Annotated in this window: 13 protein-coding genes and 1 pseudogene; 4 read left to right on the top strand and 10 right to left on the bottom strand. The window is 65.5% G+C overall.

Translation table 11 applies throughout. From position 1 onward, the window contains the following. Positions 1-198: 198 nt before the first annotated feature. Genes murI through IOC69_RS08275 form a run of 3 tightly spaced genes read right to left on the bottom strand, consistent with a single transcriptional unit; the run spans position 199 to position 3,110 of the window. Positions 199-1,020: a glutamate racemase gene (murI, locus tag IOC69_RS08285; RefSeq protein WP_290543074.1), complete on the bottom strand. Its 822-nt coding sequence runs from the start codon at positions 1,018-1,020 to the stop codon at positions 199-201. Next, a complete protein-coding gene (locus IOC69_RS08280) occupies positions 1,017-1,850 on the bottom strand; it encodes an RNA methyltransferase (protein ID WP_290543073.1) in 834 nt (277 codons plus the stop codon). Before IOC69_RS08280 ends, murI begins: the two co-directional genes overlap by 4 nt. Before the next feature lie 21 nt (positions 1,851-1,871). Further along, entirely contained in the window at positions 1,872-3,110 is a 1,239-nt protein-coding gene (locus IOC69_RS08275) for an MFS transporter (RefSeq protein WP_290543072.1), read from the bottom strand. Between the two features lie 216 nt (positions 3,111-3,326). On the opposite strand from IOC69_RS08275, the gene IOC69_RS08270 reads away from it, so the two are divergent. Next, a complete protein-coding gene (locus tag IOC69_RS08270) occupies positions 3,327-4,871 on the top strand; it encodes a DHA2 family efflux MFS transporter permease subunit (protein WP_366935506.1) in 1,545 nt (514 codons plus the stop codon). A 96-nt stretch (positions 4,872-4,967) separates the two neighbouring features. Here IOC69_RS08270 and IOC69_RS08265 read toward each other — a convergent pair whose 3' ends face one another. Next, complete coding sequence (locus IOC69_RS08265) at positions 4,968-5,690, bottom strand: glycosyltransferase family A protein (RefSeq protein ID WP_290543071.1); 723 nt, start codon at positions 5,688-5,690, stop codon at positions 4,968-4,970. Between the two features lie 348 nt (positions 5,691-6,038). On the opposite strand from IOC69_RS08265, the gene IOC69_RS08260 reads away from it, so the two are divergent. Further along, a complete protein-coding gene (locus IOC69_RS08260; protein ID WP_290543070.1) occupies positions 6,039-7,253 on the top strand; it encodes an NADP-dependent isocitrate dehydrogenase in 1,215 nt (404 codons plus the stop codon). Between the two features lie 601 nt (positions 7,254-7,854). Here IOC69_RS08260 and tsf read toward each other — a convergent pair. The 4 genes and pseudogenes from tsf to IOC69_RS08240 all read right to left on the bottom strand — a co-directional run bounded on the left by tsf (position 7,855) and on the right by IOC69_RS08240 (position 10,787). Continuing rightward, entirely contained in the window at positions 7,855-8,775 is a 921-nt protein-coding gene (gene tsf / locus IOC69_RS08255; protein ID WP_290543069.1) for a translation elongation factor Ts, read from the bottom strand. Positions 8,776-8,873: 98 nt separating this feature from the next. Continuing rightward, a pseudogene (rpsB, locus tag IOC69_RS08250) lies at positions 8,874-9,623 on the bottom strand (30S ribosomal protein S2); the annotation flags it as partial. Positions 9,624-9,807: 184 nt separating this feature from the next. Continuing rightward, a complete protein-coding gene (locus tag IOC69_RS08245; protein WP_290543068.1) occupies positions 9,808-10,440 on the bottom strand; it encodes a DUF2238 domain-containing protein in 633 nt (210 codons plus the stop codon). A 68-nt stretch (positions 10,441-10,508) separates the two neighbouring features. After that, positions 10,509-10,787 carry a hypothetical protein gene (locus IOC69_RS08240; RefSeq protein ID WP_290543067.1) on the bottom strand — a complete coding sequence of 93 codons (279 nt, stop codon included), beginning with the start codon at positions 10,785-10,787 and terminating at the stop codon, positions 10,509-10,511. Positions 10,788-10,880: 93 nt separating this feature from the next. On the opposite strand from IOC69_RS08240, the gene lipB reads away from it, so the two are divergent. Continuing rightward, a complete protein-coding gene (lipB, locus tag IOC69_RS08235; protein ID WP_290543092.1) occupies positions 10,881-11,528 on the top strand; it encodes a lipoyl(octanoyl) transferase LipB in 648 nt (215 codons plus the stop codon). Here lipB and IOC69_RS08230 read toward each other — a convergent pair whose 3' ends face one another. Both IOC69_RS08230 and IOC69_RS08225 read right to left on the bottom strand, forming a co-directional pair. Continuing rightward, entirely contained in the window at positions 11,529-11,990 is a 462-nt protein-coding gene (locus IOC69_RS08230) for a hypothetical protein (RefSeq protein ID WP_290543066.1), read from the bottom strand. Positions 11,991-12,152: 162 nt separating this feature from the next. Then, positions 12,153-14,123, bottom strand: coding sequence for an acetyl/propionyl/methylcrotonyl-CoA carboxylase subunit alpha (locus IOC69_RS08225; RefSeq protein WP_290543065.1), 1,971 nt, complete (start codon positions 14,121-14,123; stop codon positions 12,153-12,155). Positions 14,124-14,250: 127 nt separating this feature from the next. Here IOC69_RS08225 and rlmB point away from each other — a divergent pair, with 127 nt between their 5' ends. Next, positions 14,251-14,955, top strand: a complete 705-nt coding sequence (rlmB, locus tag IOC69_RS08220) for a 23S rRNA (guanosine(2251)-2'-O)-methyltransferase RlmB (protein ID WP_290543064.1) — start codon at positions 14,251-14,253, stop codon at positions 14,953-14,955. Positions 14,956-15,162 lie beyond the last annotated feature (207 nt).

Below are 15,162 nucleotides of genomic sequence, written 5' to 3'. Positions count from 1 at the left end.
CGCTGCACCACCCCCTCCATTCACCTTGCGCGGACTTGATCCGCGCATCCTTTTCGCCGCCACAAAAGAAGATGCCCCGGTCAAGCCGGGGCAAGGTGAAATGTGGGAGTGACTGAGCACCTACCTGATCAAGAACCCAATTTCGGAGAATACGCCTTTCTAGCACAGCGAGCGCGCGCTGTCAAGGACTATTTTCCCTCACTGGACTTTCAGGTCCAAAAACTCCGGCAGATGGAAGCTCATCTTCGCATAGGCTGGCAGCGCATCCTCCGCCGCGGCCCTGTCCGACGTCAGCAACACGGAATTATGCGGCGGCGGCGCCTTAACCGGTTCCTTCGGCGCCACGTCCTTCAGCACCTCCGCCACCCGCCGCGCAATGGCCGGCGCGGGGTCGATGTAGCGCACCACCCAGGGCTCCACCTTCGCCAGCTCGTCCGCCAGCAGCGGATAATGGGTGCAGCCCAGCACCACGACGTCGGTGCGCCTTGCGCCCTCCTCCACGAAGACCGGCGCGATCTCGGCCTTCAATTCCGCGAGGCCGACGGGAACGCCCTTCAGCTTCCGCTCGGCGATCTCCGCCAGTTTGGGCGCGCCATGCAGGCTCACGCGGCAGTGAGAGGCGAAGTCGTGGATCAGCGTGTGCGTATATTCGCGCCTGACGGTTCCCGGCGTCGCCAGCACGCCGATGATGTGGGACTTGGACTGCGCCGCGGCGGGTTTGATCGCCGGCACCGTGCCCACGAAGGGCGTCCTGAAGTTTTCCCGCAGCTGCGACAGCGCGATGGTGGAGGCCGTGTTGCAGGCGATCACCACGATGTCGGGCTCCACCCGCCCGATGAGCTTGCCCATCACAAACAGGATGCGCCGGACGAGCGCCTGTTCGTCCCACGCGCCATAGGGGAAGGCCGCATTGTCAGCCGCATAGACGAGATGCGCGAAAGGCAGTTCATGGCGCACCGAGCGCGCCACGGTCAGCCCGCCCATGCCGCTGTCGAACAGCAGGACGCGCGGCTGGCTCATCCGTCCCCGCGCTCCGTCCCGCGCGGTTCCTTGGGCTTCTCATGCGCGCGCGTCAGCGAGGAGACGATGCCGCGCAGCGAGCGCACCTCCTGTTCGGTGAGCTCCGCCCGGCCGAACAGGTTGCGGATATTGCGCATCATGCCCGGCTTTTTGTCATCCGTCTTGAAGAAGCCCGCAACGTCGAGTTCGCGCTCGAGGTGGCCGAAGAAGCCATAGAGCTCCTCCTTGGTGGCCGGCCGGGTATCCGGCATCGCGAGGCCCGGGCCCTGCAGAGCCGGCAGTTCGGGCGTCTTCTCGCCCAGCGTGGTGGCGAGGCCCTTGTACCACTCGTAACCCATGAGCAACACGGCCTGCGCGATGTTGATCGAGGCGAAGGCCGGGTTCACCGGCGCGGTGACGATCACGTCCGCCAACGAGATCTCGTCGTTCGAGAGCCCCGTGCGCTCGCGGCCAAAGAGGATCGCCACCGTCTCGCCGCGCGCCACGCGGCCGCGCATGTCCGCGCCGGCCTGCTCGGGCGTGATCACTTCCTTCACCATGCCGCGCGGCCGGGCCGTGGTGGCATAGACGTAGTTGACGCCTGAGAGCGTCTCCTCCAGCGTCCAGTGCACCGTGGCGCGGTCGAGGATCCAGTGCGCGCCGGAGGAGGTGGCGAGCGCCTTCTCGTTCGGCCAGCCGTCGCGCGGGTCGAACAGGCGCATTTCATGCAGGCCGAAATTCGCCATGGCGCGCGCCGCCGTGCCGATGTTCTCGCCCAGTTGCGGGTTCACCAGCACCGCGATGGGGGCGGGCCCAAGCACCTGATTCCTGGTCTTGTCGGTTCCGGCCATGATGGGGCTCAAATAGCGGCCTCAGCCCCGCCCGTCCAGCCGCCGCGCGGTGCGCAGTTCCGGAAACCAGCGCGACCAGAAGAAGGCCACTCCCATGGTCCCCGCGCCTCCCAGCGCCACGGCGGCAACCGCGCCGATGAGCCGCGCCACCATGCCGGCGCGGAATTCGCCCAGCTCGTTCGAGGCCCCGATGAACACGCGGTTCACGGCATTGACCCGGCCCCTCACCTCGTCCGGCGTCCACAGCTGCAGCAGCGTCTCGCGGATATAGACGCTCACCATGTCGCAAGCCCCCATCAGCACCAGCGCCGCGATCGAGAGCGGCACGGAGGTCGAAAGACCAAAGATCATGGTGAAGAAGCCGAACAACGCCACGAAAACGAACAGGATGCGCCCGGCGTGATCCTTGATTCCATAGCGCGCGAGATAGATCGCCATGCTCACCGCGCCAACGCCCGGTGCGGCGCGCAGAAGGCCAAGGCCCCAGGGCCCCACCTCGAGAATGTCCCGCGCATAGACAGGCAGCAGCGCCACGGCGCCGCCCAGGAGAACGGCGAAGAGATCGAGCGAGATCGCGCCCAGCACCAGCTTTTCGCGCCGGATGAAGCGGAAACCGGCAAACAGCGAGCTGAGTGTCGTTTCTTCTTTTTCCACCTCGCGCTGCTGGAGCACGCGGCCCATGGCGAGGATGAGCGCCACGGCCGTCAACACCAGCGCCAGGGCCACGCCATAGGCCACCGGCCCCCCGATGCCATAGAGCAATCCGCCCGCCACCGGCCCCGCGATGTTCGCCGTCTGCCAGGTCATGGTGGTGAGCGAGATGGCGTGGGCGATCGCCTGCTTGGGCACAAGGTTCGGCGCCAGCGCGTCGGACGCCGGGTTCATGAAGGCCCGCGCCACGCCCAGCACGGCGAGAATGCCGAACACCGGCGTCACATCGGCGGGGTGCGAGAGGGTGAACAGAAGCAGGCCCAGAGCGCACAGCGTTTCGAGGCCGAGGCAAGCTGCCATGATCAGCCGCCGGTTGAAGCGGTCGGCCGCAAGCCCCGTCATCAGAACCAGCAGCAGCGGCGGCAGGAACTGCACCAGGCCGACATAGCCGAGATACAGCGGATCGCGCGTGATGTCATAGATCTCCCAGCCCACGGAGACGGACATGATCTGCACCGCGAAAGAGGTGCAGCCGATGGCCATGAGATAAAGCACGAATTTCGGGTGGCGAAGCGCATTGGTTTCGCCGGAGGCGCGAAGCGAGGACATAAGCGATGCTTAGAGGATCGTTCAGCGCAATCAATCGCAAAGCGCAGGCAGGTCCCCCGGCGGGAGCTGACGCCCGCGGCTGAAGCGCCTGAAATGTCATGAAGTTGGCTTGCAACCGTGCGGCAAAGCCACCTAACATTGCGGGCCCATGCGCCAGATTCTCCGTCCCCGCACCTGCCAGGCCGCGCCCACGCCCGCGCCGCGGGGGCGTGCGCCGTGCGCCGGGCCGCGATGACGGAGAAGGCCCCGCCCGAGGACGCCGCTCCGCTGCGCGTCTGGTTCGGCTTTGCCGCCATGTCGCTCGGCATGTTCATGGCGGTGCTCGATATCCAGATCGTCGTCACCTCGCTCCCCGCCATCCAGCAAGCGCTGGGCATCGGGCCGGATCTGATGAGCTGGGTGCAGACCTCCTATCTCATCGCCGAGGTCATCGCCATTCCGCTGACGGGCATCCTCACCCGCATCTTTTCGCTCAGATATGTCTTTGCGCTGGCCATCGGGGGCTTTACGCTGGCCTCGGTCGGCTGCGCGCTGAGCGGCGGCTTCACCTCGCTCATCGTCATGCGCGTGCTTCAGGGCTTCTGCGGCGGACTGCTTATTCCGCTGGTCTTTTCCGCCATCTTCACCCTGTTCAAGCCGGGCCTCGAGCAGGCGGTGGCCACCGCGGCCGCCGGGGTTCTGGCGGTGCTCGCCCCGGCCTTCGGCCCGATCGGCGGCGGCTATATCACGCATCACCTGTCCTGGCACTGGCTGTTCCTGGTCAACGTGCTGCCGGGCATCGCCAGCCTTGGCGCAGGCCTTATCTGCCTGCCCGGGGCGGAGCGCCAGCTGGGGCTGCTGCGGCGGCTCGACTGGCTTTCGCTGGGCGTGATCGCCGCCGGGCTTGCCGCCCTCGAGATCGGGCTCAAGAACGCGCCGGACAACGGCTGGATGTCGGCCAGGGTGCTGGCGCTGCTCGCGCTCGCGGCGGCGCTCCTCGGCGCCGCCATACTGCGCCCCAACCCGGTCGTCGAGTTCCGGCTGCTGCGCGACCGGACGCTGGCCCATGGTTGCGCGGCGAGCTTCCTGCTCGGCGCCAGCCTTTTCGGCGCGGGCTACATCATGCCGGTTTTCCTTGCCTTTGTACGCAGGCATGATCCGCTCGAGATCGGCGCCATCGTGCTCGTGACTGGGCTCACCCAGCTCCTGACGGCGCCCATCGCCGTGCTGCTCGACCGCTATCTGCCGCCGCGGCCGCTCGCGGCCATCGGCTTTGCCGGCCTTGCGGTGGGCGTCGCCATGAGCGGCTTCCAGGACGTCAACACCGACTATGACCAGATGTTCTGGCCGCAGGTTGTCCGCGGCTGCTTCATGGCGCTCTGCATGCTGCCGCTCACCCGCCTGTCGCTCGGGCTCATGCCGCTCAGCCAGGTGGGCGACGCCAGCGGACTTTACAATCTCTCGCGCAATCTGGGCGGGGCCATCGGCATCGCGCTCGCCGACACGGTGATCTTCAGCCGCGCCCCCGAACATGCCGACAGGATTGCCGACCTCGTGCGCAGCGGCGCGCCGGAGGCCGCACGGCTGCTGGGCATGCCGCCCGGCGACGTGCCCGCGCCCGACGATGCCATGGGCATGATGTCGATCATGGATGCGGTCCAGGATGCCGGCTTGACGCTCGCCATCAACGAGGCCTGGCTGATGTTCGCCGCGATCACCGCGGCGGCCATCCCGCTGATGTGGATGATGGGCCCGGTGCGCAAGCACCCGCGCCGGGACTAAAGCATTTTCAGGTCAAGTGGACACCGGTTGACCGTCGAAAATGCGACCAGATAAAGAGATGGATCAGGTTTCGGTTCAGGGGAACCGAAACCTGCTCTATCGGATATCGCGGTAGTCCGTGGTGGCGGGGCGCTTCAGAACGGCCTCGGAGACGAAGTTCAGCACATAGACCGCGGCGGTGCGCGCGAGGCCTTCGGCCTTGAGGCGCCGGGCCGAGGTCTGCATGACCAGCCTCAACATGAAGCGCACCCGTCCCACGGCGGAGAGCCGCCGCGCGATGTCCGTGTCTTCGCCATAGAAGGCGATGCTGCGGTCAAAGCCGCCGATCTTGATCAGCGCCTCGCGGCGGGCGGCAAAATTGCCGCCCACGGCCATGTAGCCCGTCAGCGCGGCAACCGGCACGGCCACCCACCAGAAGACCCGCACCAGAACCTTCGAGACCCGCCCGAGATCGTAATAGACATAGGGACCGCTGACGCAGACGGTCGTCGGATCGGCGGCAAAACTCCCGATCACCTGCCCACACCAGCCGCGCGGCATGCGCGTATCGGCATCGACATAGCCGACGATCTCGCCCCGCGCCTCTTCGAGGCCGCGCTGCCGCGCCTTGGTCAGCCCTTTGTCAGGCTCATGCGCCACCCGCACGCCCGCGAAGGAGCGGGCGATTTCGGCTGTCCTGTCGGTGCTGGCATTGTCGATGACCAGCACCTCGATCGCCTCCCGCCCTGCGGTCTGCGCCACCTCGTCCAGCACATGGCGCAGGCAGTCTGCGAGATAGGCTTCCTCGTTGTAGGCGGGTATCACGATGGTGAGTTTCACGATGGCGGGGCTTCCGGAACGGGACGGGCGGCTGGGATTGTGACGGTCAAATCTCAGCCATGCGGCTACTGCACAGCGCAACCCAGCACAAGGATTTTCGCGGACGGCGTCTACCCGGATGTCAGGCCTGCCGCATTCGCCAACGACCGCCTGGAGCAGGTTTCGGTTCACGGGAATTGAAACCTGCTCCATTTCCTTGTTTGGTCGCATTTTCGACGGTCAACCGGTCTCCACTTGACCTGAAAATGCTCAGGAGCATGATCTTGTCGCAAAAGCGGGTTCCAGTTTTGCGGATCATGCTCTATACGCGGCGCAGCATTTTCGGCGGCGCAACAGAAGGCTTTCCCCATGGCGAAGATCAAGGTCCAGAACCCGGTTGTCGAGTTGGACGGCGACGAGATGACCCGCATCATCTGGGACCTCATCAAGAAGAAGCTGATCCTGCCCTATCTCGACATTGACCTGCACTATTTCGATCTCTCGGTGGAAAACCGTGACCGGACCGATGACCAGGTGACCGTCGACAGCGCCAACGCCATCAAGAAATACGGCGTGGGTGTGAAGTGCGCCACCATCACGCCGGATGAGGCCCGCGTGAAGGAGTTCCACTTGAAGCAGATGTGGAAGTCGCCCAACGGCACGATCCGCAACATTCTGGGCGGCGTGATCTTCCGTGAACCGATCATCTGCGGGAACGTGCCGCGCCTGGTTCCCGGCTGGACCCAGCCCATCGTCATCGGCCGCCATGCCTTCGGCGACCAGTATCGCGCCACCGACTTCGCCTTCCCCGGCAAGGGCACGCTGACGGTGAAGTTCGCCGGCGAGGACGGCACGGTGATCGAGCGGGAAGTGTTCAGGGCGCCCGGCGCCGGCGTGGCCATGGCCATGTACAATTTGGACGAGTCGATCAAGGACTTCGCCCGCGCGTCCTTCAACTATGGCCTGATGCGCGGTTACCCGGTCTATCTCTCGACCAAGAATACAATCCTCAAGGCCTATGACGGCCGCTTCAAGGACATATTCCAGGAGATCTACGACGCCGAGTTCAGGGTCCTGTTCGAGACGCGCAAGCTGTTTTACGAGCACCGCCTGATCGACGACATGGTGGCCTCGGCGCTGAAATGGACCGGCGGCTATGTCTGGGCCTGCAAGAACTATGACGGGGATGTGCAGTCCGACATCGTGGCGCAGGGCTTCGGCTCGCTCGGCCTCATGACCTCGGTGCTGATGACGCCCGACGGCAAGACGGTGGAAGCCGAAGCCGCCCACGGCACGGTGACGCGCCACTACCGCCTGCACCAGCAGGGCAAGCAGACCTCCACCAATTCGGCGGCCTCGATCTATGCCTGGACCGGCGGCCTCAAGCACCGCGCCAAGCTGGACGGCAACGACAAGCTGGCCAGGTTCTCGGATGCGCTGGAGAAGGTCGTGGTGCGGACCATCGAGGAAGGCAAGATGACCAAGGACCTCGCCGTCCTCATCGGCCCGGATCAGAGCTGGCTCACCACCGAGGGTTTCCTAGACGCGGTGGACGCCAATCTGCAAAGGGCAATGGAATCATGAGCCGGCACGGGATCGCCGCCCTCGCCATCGCCCGGCGCTCTAGCGGCGATTTCGCCCGGCCGCGCCTGACGTAACAGGGCGGCCTCCATCGCCACCCGCTCCACCTCATGGCCGGTACAGAAGGCGGCGAGTGCCGCAATGCCTTCGGCATTATTGGCGAAGCGCTCAAAGGCGCCGCCCGGCCATATGGCGGCATCGAGGTGTGTCTTGGAAATATCCACTCAACAGGTGATCTTGGTCACGGTAACCTGCCTTGTTCTTGCATTCGCGTGAACGAGCGACTGTTCGGTTGTGCGTGAGGACGGCGAAGATTCCAGGCTCTCCCACGGTTGAAGCCGGAGGACGGACGGGCGACATCGCCGAGCATGGGTCCTGGCGGCCGCCAGTACCCATGCGACGCCGATCCCAGCGGGGTCAGGCGGCACAGTCGAGATACAAGGAAGGGGACCCAACGAAGTTGGGGAAGGTGAGGGACTGCGGGCTCCGACGCATGTATGCACCCGCTTCCCCTCATCTCCCCGTTGCTTGACGCAACGGGTCCCTTCTTCTCCCGCCACAGGAGCGGGAGAAGACGTGATGCGTGACCTCAAAAGCAAAAGGCTCAGTTGCCGGACATCTTGGCGACTTCGGCCGCGAAGTCGTCTTCCTTCTTTTCGATGCCTTCGCCGAGCTGCATGCGCACAAAGCCCACGAGCCTGACATCAGCGCCCGCGGCCTTGGCGGCCTCGGCGATGGCCTGCGTCACGGTCTTGGCGCCGTCATGCACATAGGCCTGTTCGAGCAGGCAGTTTTCCTTGGCGAATGTTTTGAGGCCGGAGGCCACGATCTTCTCCAGCACGTTGGCGGGCTTGCCGGCGTTCTTTTCCTCAAGGATCGCGGACTCGCGCGCCAACAGGTCGGCGGGCACCTGCTCCAGCGTGAGGGCGACCGGGTTGGCCGCGGCGACATGCATGGCCAGCATGCGTCCGAACTCGGCGAGCGGGGCCTTGCCGCCCGTCGACTCCAGCGCCACGATGACGCCGATCTTGCCCATACCCGGCGCGATCTGGTTGTGGACGTAAGAGCCGATGACGCCGTCCGTCACTCTGAGCGCGGCGGTGCGGCGCACCGTCATGTTCTCGCCGATGGCGGCAACCATTTCGGCCACGTATTCGGCCACGGCATGCGGCGAACCGGGAAGGTGCATGGTCTTGAGCACTTCGCTGTCGCCATTGGCCTTGAGGGCCAGCTTCGCGATCTCCGCCACCATGGCCTGAAACTTCTCGTTGCGGGCCACGAAGTCAGTTTCCGAGTTCACCTCGACGACGGCGCCCGTGACGCCATCGACGGCCACCGCGACGAGGCCTTCGGCGGCGACGCGGGTCGACTTCTTGGCGGCCTTGGCGAGGCCCTTGGCGCGCAGCCAGTCGATGGCGGCTTCCATGTCGCCATTTGTGGCGGCAAGCGCCGCCTTGCAGTCCATCATGCCCACGCCGGTCTTCTCGCGCAGGTCCTTGACCATTCCAGCCGTGATTTCGGCCATGATTTACCTCTTGTGGTTTGAAAGAGCGTGAGGCCCGCCGTGTTCATGCGGCAGGCCCCGTGACAATCAAGTGACGGCCGGGGGCCGGATTATCCGGCGGCGTGGAGTTGTTCCGCGACCGGCTCCTCGGCGGCGCCGATGTCGATGCCCGAGCCCGACTGGGCGAGCGAGATGCCTTCGATGCAGGCGCGGCTGACGAGATCGCAGAAAAGCGTCACGGCACGTCCCGCGTCGTCATTGCCCGGGATCGGGTAGGTGACGCCGGCGGGGTCCGAGTTGGTGTCGATGACCGCGATCACCGGGATGCCGAGACGGTTGGCCTCCTTGATGGCGATCTGCTCCTTGTTGGTGTCGATCACGAACAGGATGTCGGGCACGCCGCCCATGTCCTTGATGCCGCCCAGCGACTTGTCGAGCTTCTCCTTGGTGCGGGTGAGCTCGAGCAGCTCGCGCTTGGTGAGGCCCGAATTCTCCTTGCCGAGGACTTCGTCCGTGGTGCGCAGCGTCTTGATCGAGTGCGAAATGGTCTTCCAGTTGGTGAGCGTGCCGCCGAGCCAGCGGGAGTTCACGTAATACTGGGCCGAGCGCCTGGCGGCATCCGCCACCAGCTCCGAGGCCGAGCGCTTGGTGCCGACGAACAGCACGCGGCCGCCCTTGGCCACCGTGTCCGCCACGGCGACCAGCGCCTGGTGGAGCAGCGGAACGGTTTGAGAGAGATCGATGATATGGATGCCATTGCGGGTGCCATAGATATAGTTGCGCATCTTCGGGTTCCAGCGGTGGGTCTGGTGGCCGAAGTGAACGCCAGCTTCGAGCAGCTGACGCATGGTGAATTCAGGCAGCGCCATGCAGGTAAGGTCCTTTTCCGGTTGATCCGCCGCGGAGAAAGTGACCGGGTCTCCCCGGCACCGGATGGATCTGGCACTATGTGGAGGCGAACCTCGTGTGCCGGAGCCTCACTCCGCGTGTGGTTTTGTCAAGTTAACGGGGCGGCCTATAGCCGAGCGGCTGGCCAAAGGCAAGCGGCGGACCTCAGCCCGCCTGCGGCCGGTCCCGGACGGCCGATGCGAGGCCTGCGCCGCAGAATGCCAGCACACCGCCGAGGAATGCCAGCGCCATGTCCGTCTGGGTGTCCCAGATATCCCCCTGGAGGCCCAAGAAGGCGGTTCCGGTTTCCGGATAAACCACCAGTACAACCAGCATTTCCATGATCTCGTAAAGTGCGGAGGCCGCGAGGATGAGGACGATGGCGCCGATGCCAGCCTTGATTTGGGAGGGGTTCAGCCAGGCCTGCAGCATCTCGCGCAGGGGCAAGAACAACAGCAGTCCGAAACTGAAATGCACCAGCCTGTCGAAATCATTGCGCTGCCTGCCGAAGGCGGCGCCGATGGACCGGCCCCACGGCACCTCGGAATAAATGTAATGCGCCCCGATCTGGTGCAGAGCAATGAACAGAAACAGCAGGATGCAGGAGGTGGCGGAAAGCGGGCGCCGCCGCCAGCCGATCAGCAGTGCGACCGCCAGGGCGGTGGGCAGGATGTTTTCAAGCAACCAGGCGAGCCGGTCGCCCGGTTGCCACGCCGACCAAAGCCAAATCCCGCCGTAAAAAGCGCAGAGAAAAATAACCAGGCCCCTGCCGGGTGCCGCTGGCTGTTCGGCGCCCATGCGCCGCTCCATTGCCGCAACGCGAGCGGATTGGCAACTTGCGGATCAGGGACGCGCCGTCCGCCGTCTCAGATGAAGCCGCCGGCGTCCTTCTTTCGCGCCATGGTCAGTCCGTCGCAGATCGGGACCAGGCAGAGTTCCGCGCGCCCGTCATTGAGGCTCTCGCCGTTCAGCGCGCGGATGGCGATGCTGTCGGCGTCCAGTTCCGGGCCGGTCTGAATCGCCGAACCCCTGCCGAGCGCCGCGCCGTCCACGCCGCAGTCCGGCGGGCATGGGCGCCTCGCGGGCCGCGCGCGCGGCGCTTCGCAAGCCGCGAGCGCGCCAGCGATGCCGGTTGTCTTTCCCATTCTCTTTCCACCCGCAGATTGCCCGCGCAGGCGAGCCCGTTGCGCGCGAACTCCGGTCTTGTGTAAAGCACAGGGGTGGCCGCACGCGACGACATAGAACTTTCGCTGAGATCGATTGATCCCGTGACCTGGGAACTGGCGGACGGGCTCGTGGCCTACCCGGAGGCCATGGCGAAGATGGACGCGCATGTGGAGGCCATCGCCAGGGCTGCGGAGCCGGAGCGCGTCTGGCTGCTCGAGCACCCGCCGCTCTACACGGCGGGCACCTCGGCGCATGAGGAAGACCTCGTGGAGCGCGGGCGCTTCCCCGTGTTCAAGACGGGGCGCGGCGGCCAGTACACCTATCACGGGCCCGGCCAGCGCGTAGCCTATGTGATGCTGGACCTCAGGCGCCGCGGCGGCGACGTGCGGGCCTTCGTGGCGGCGCTCGAGCAATGGATCATCGACACGCTGGGCCAGTTCAACGTGACGGGCGAGCGCCGCGAGGACCGGGTGGGCGTGTGGGTGAGGCGCGGCGCGCGCGAGGACAAGATCGCCGCCATCGGCATCCGCGTGCGCCACTGGGTGACGTTCCACGGCATCTCGATCAATGTCGGGCCGGACCTGTCGCATTTCGGTGGCATCGTGGCCTGCGGCATCCGCGATCACGGGGTGACGAGCCTCGCCGATTTAGGCCTGCCGGTGACAATGGCCGACCTCGACGTGGCGCTGAAGAAGACCTTCAGGCCGATCTTCGGCTGACTACTGCTGCATCGTATCCGGCTGCCGGCCTTGCTGCTGCTCATCCGGCTGCGGCTTCGACTCCGGCAGGGGTGCGACTTTCATCGGCTTGAGGCCCATTTCCTCACGCGCCTTGTTGATGAAGGGGCTGCAGACACCGCGCTCGAAATAACCGTTGAAGGCGACGAAGGGCGTGGCCACCCGCGCCTCCGGATGGTCGCGGTAGAAGATGTTGATGGCCTGGGCCACCATGGCGCCCTTGAGCTGCAGGCCGATGCCGCAGGCGCGCAGGCCCATGGCCCGCGCCGCTGTGTATTTGTTGTCGGCGGTCACCACCGACTGCACGTCGAAGATCGCCATGGCATAGGCGGCCTGCCCGTCCGGGCCGAGGCGCTGCCATTCCTCGGCATTCTTGATGAAGTCGGCGCGCGCCGGGGCGGCCAGCGTGAGGACGGCAAGGACGGCAAGAGCGGATCGGCGCATCGGATATTCCTTAAAGAGGCCCCGTCATACGTCTTAACCGGATGAATTGTCCAACACACTTACCAATTTCGAGACCCCTCTACCTCGCCCCGCGTTCGACATAGGCGCGGAAGCCCACGCCCTGCGCGAGGCCCTCCACGATGACATGAAGGGCCGTCACGCTCATGCGAATTCCATGATGACGGCGTCGACCTGCAGGCTGTCGCCTTGTCTGGCGTTGACGGCCTTGATGGTGACGTCGCGCTCGGCGCGGAGAATGTTTTCCATCTTCATGGCCTCGACGATGGCCAGGGGCTCGCCCGCCTTCACCTCCTGGCCGGGGGCGGCGGGGATGGCGATGACAAGGCCCGGCATCGGGCACAGGAGCTTTTTCGAGGTATCGGCGGGCGCCTTCTCCGGCATCAGCTTCGCCAGTTCCGCCTCGCGCCCGGTGTAGACATGCGCTTCCAGCGCGACGCCGCGACAGGACAGGCTGTAGCCGTTGAGGATGCGCCTCACCTGAACGGTGACCGGGCCATCGCCCAGATCGGCGGAGAAGACCGGCTGGCCGGGCGCCCAGCCGCAGGCATCCGCCTGACGGTCCGTCTCCTCCGACACGGTGACGGGAATGAACTCCCTGTCGAGCCTGACGACGCGCGCCGTGGCGGGGCTGACGCCGTGGTTCGCCATCTGCCCGTTGATCAGCCGCTTCCTCCGGTTCTCGACATGGTCGAGCACCGTCGCCACCCTGGCCAGCTTCGACTTGATGTCCGGCGTGATCGCGCGGCCGGTGAAACCGCCGGGGAATTCCTCGGCGATGAAACCCGTCGAGAGCACGCCGGACTGCCAGCGCGGATTTTCCATTATGGCGGAGAGGAAGGCAATGTTGTGCCGGATGCCGTCGATGTGGAAGGCGTCCAGCGCCCCGGCCATCGCGCCGATGGCGGCGGAGCGCGTGGGCGCATGGGTGCAGAGCTTGGCGATCATCGGATCGTAATGGACCGATATCTCGCCGCCCTCCTGGACGCCCGTGTCGTTGCGCACCGTGACGCCATCCGCGACCTGCTCCGCAGGCGGACGATATTTCACCAGCCGGCCGGTGGAGGGAAGGAAATTGCGATGGGGGTCCTCGGCATAGATGCGGCTTTCGACGGCCCATCCCTTCAGCGTGACGTCCGGCTGCCTGATCCTCAGTTCCTCGCCCGCCGCGACGCGGATCATCTGCTCCACGAGGTCGATCCCGGTGATGAGCTCGGTCACGGGGTGCTCCACCTGCAGGCGCGTGTTCATCTCGAGGAAGAAGAAGGAGCGGTCCTGGCCGACGACGAATTCCACCGTGCCCGCCGAATCGTAGTTCACGGCCCTGGCCAGCGCCACGGCCTGCCCGCCCATGGCCTGCCGGGTCGCCTCATCGAGCAGCGGAGAGGGCGCCTCCTCGATGACCTTCTGGTTCCGGCGCTGGATCGAACATTCGCGCTCGCCCAGATAGATGACGTTGCCATGCTTGTCGCCCAGCACCTGGATTTCGATGTGGCGCGGGTTGAGGATGAACTTTTCGATGAACACCCGGTCATCGCCGAAGGAGGACTTGGCCTCGGATCTGGCGCGCGTGAAGCCCTCCCTCACCTCCGCTTCCGAATGGGCGATGCGCATGCCCTTGCCGCCGCCGCCGGCGGAGGCCTTGATCATGACCGGGTAACCGACCTCGCCCGCGATCCTCACCGCCTCATCCGCATCCCCGATGATGCCCATATGGCCGGGGACGGTCGACACCTTCGCCGCGGCCGCCGCCTTCTTGGATTCGATCTTGTCGCCCATCGCGTCAATTGCGCCGGGGTTGGGGCCGATGAAGGTGATGCCCGCGGCGGCCAGCGCCCTGGGGAAGGCGGAACGTTCGGAGAGGAACCCATAGCCAGGGTGCACGGCTTGCGCGCCGGTCTTCCGGCAGGCCTCGACGATCTTCTCGATCGAGAGATAGGACTGGGCGGCGGCGGGCGGGCCGATGTGGACCTTCTCGTCCGCCATGTCCACATGCAGCGCGCGGGCATCGGCATCGGAATGGACGGCCACCGTCCTGATGCCCATGCGGCGGGCGGTCTTGATGATGCGGCAGGCAATTTCGCCACGGTTGGCGATCAACATCTTCTTGAACATGGCACCCCGGAAATGGCGTTGCGGGACAAGGTTTAGACCGCCCCGGAGCCCCCGGCAATCACACCAAAGGCGAGCCCTGCCCCCGGATTCTCTCCCACTTGGCCCAGCACCTTGCTAGAAGCGCGCCATGAGCGAGCCGAATGACCTGATTTATGGCGTCCACCCCGTCGCCGAGGCGCTGAAGAACCCCAGGCGCAAGATCTATTCCCTCAAGGCCTCGAAGAACGCCGCGGACAAGCTGGCGGCCGAGATTGCCGCCCGCGGCTTAACGCCCGAGATCGTGCACCCCAACGTGCTCGACCGGCGGCTGGGGGAAGATGCCGTGCACCAGGGCTTGCTGATCGAGGCGAAGCCGCTGGACCAGCCGCGCCTCGACCAGATTGCGAAATCCGGGATTGTCGTGCTGCTCGACCAGGTGACGGACCCGCATAATGTCGGCGCCATCATCCGCACCTGTGCCGCCTTCAACGTCACCGCACTGGTCGCCACCGCGCGCCACAGCCCGGAAGCTTCGGCCGTGCTCCTCAAGTCAGCCTCGGGCGCCTTTGAGCACGTGCCCTTCGTAAAGGTGACGAACCTCGCGCGCGCCATGACGGAGCTGAAGGGCTATGGCTTCCGCATCCTGGGCCTCGACAGCGACGCGCCGGAGGACATCGCCGCGGTGGACCGCACCCCGCCCCTCGCCATCGTGCTGGGCGCCGAGGGCAAGGGACTGCGCCAGCTGACGCGCGCGAGCTGCGATCATCTCGCGCGGCTGGACATGAACGGCCCGATCCGCAGCCTCAACGTCTCCAACGCCTGCGCGGTGACGCTCTACGCCCTGACGCGCTGAGCACGATCCGCAAAAGTGCAACCGGTTTTGCGATATGATCATGCTCAACTTGTGCACCTGCCGCATGTTCCATTCAGGCGATTCCGCCTGAACGGAACATGCGCTAGGAGCCTGTCTGGATAATCTGATTTTTGTTGCATTTGTGCAATGGGTTCAGCGGGATGTTCTGGCTCATGTTGCGGCCTTGGCCAGTTTGCAGAGGTTGTG

Origin of the sequence: Aestuariivirga sp., from assembly GCF_020252405.1 — a bacterium.
In the GTDB taxonomy this organism is placed as follows: Bacteria; Pseudomonadota; Alphaproteobacteria; order Rhizobiales; family Aestuariivirgaceae; genus Aestuariivirga.
This window is presented reverse-complemented; position numbering and strand designations above follow the sequence as displayed.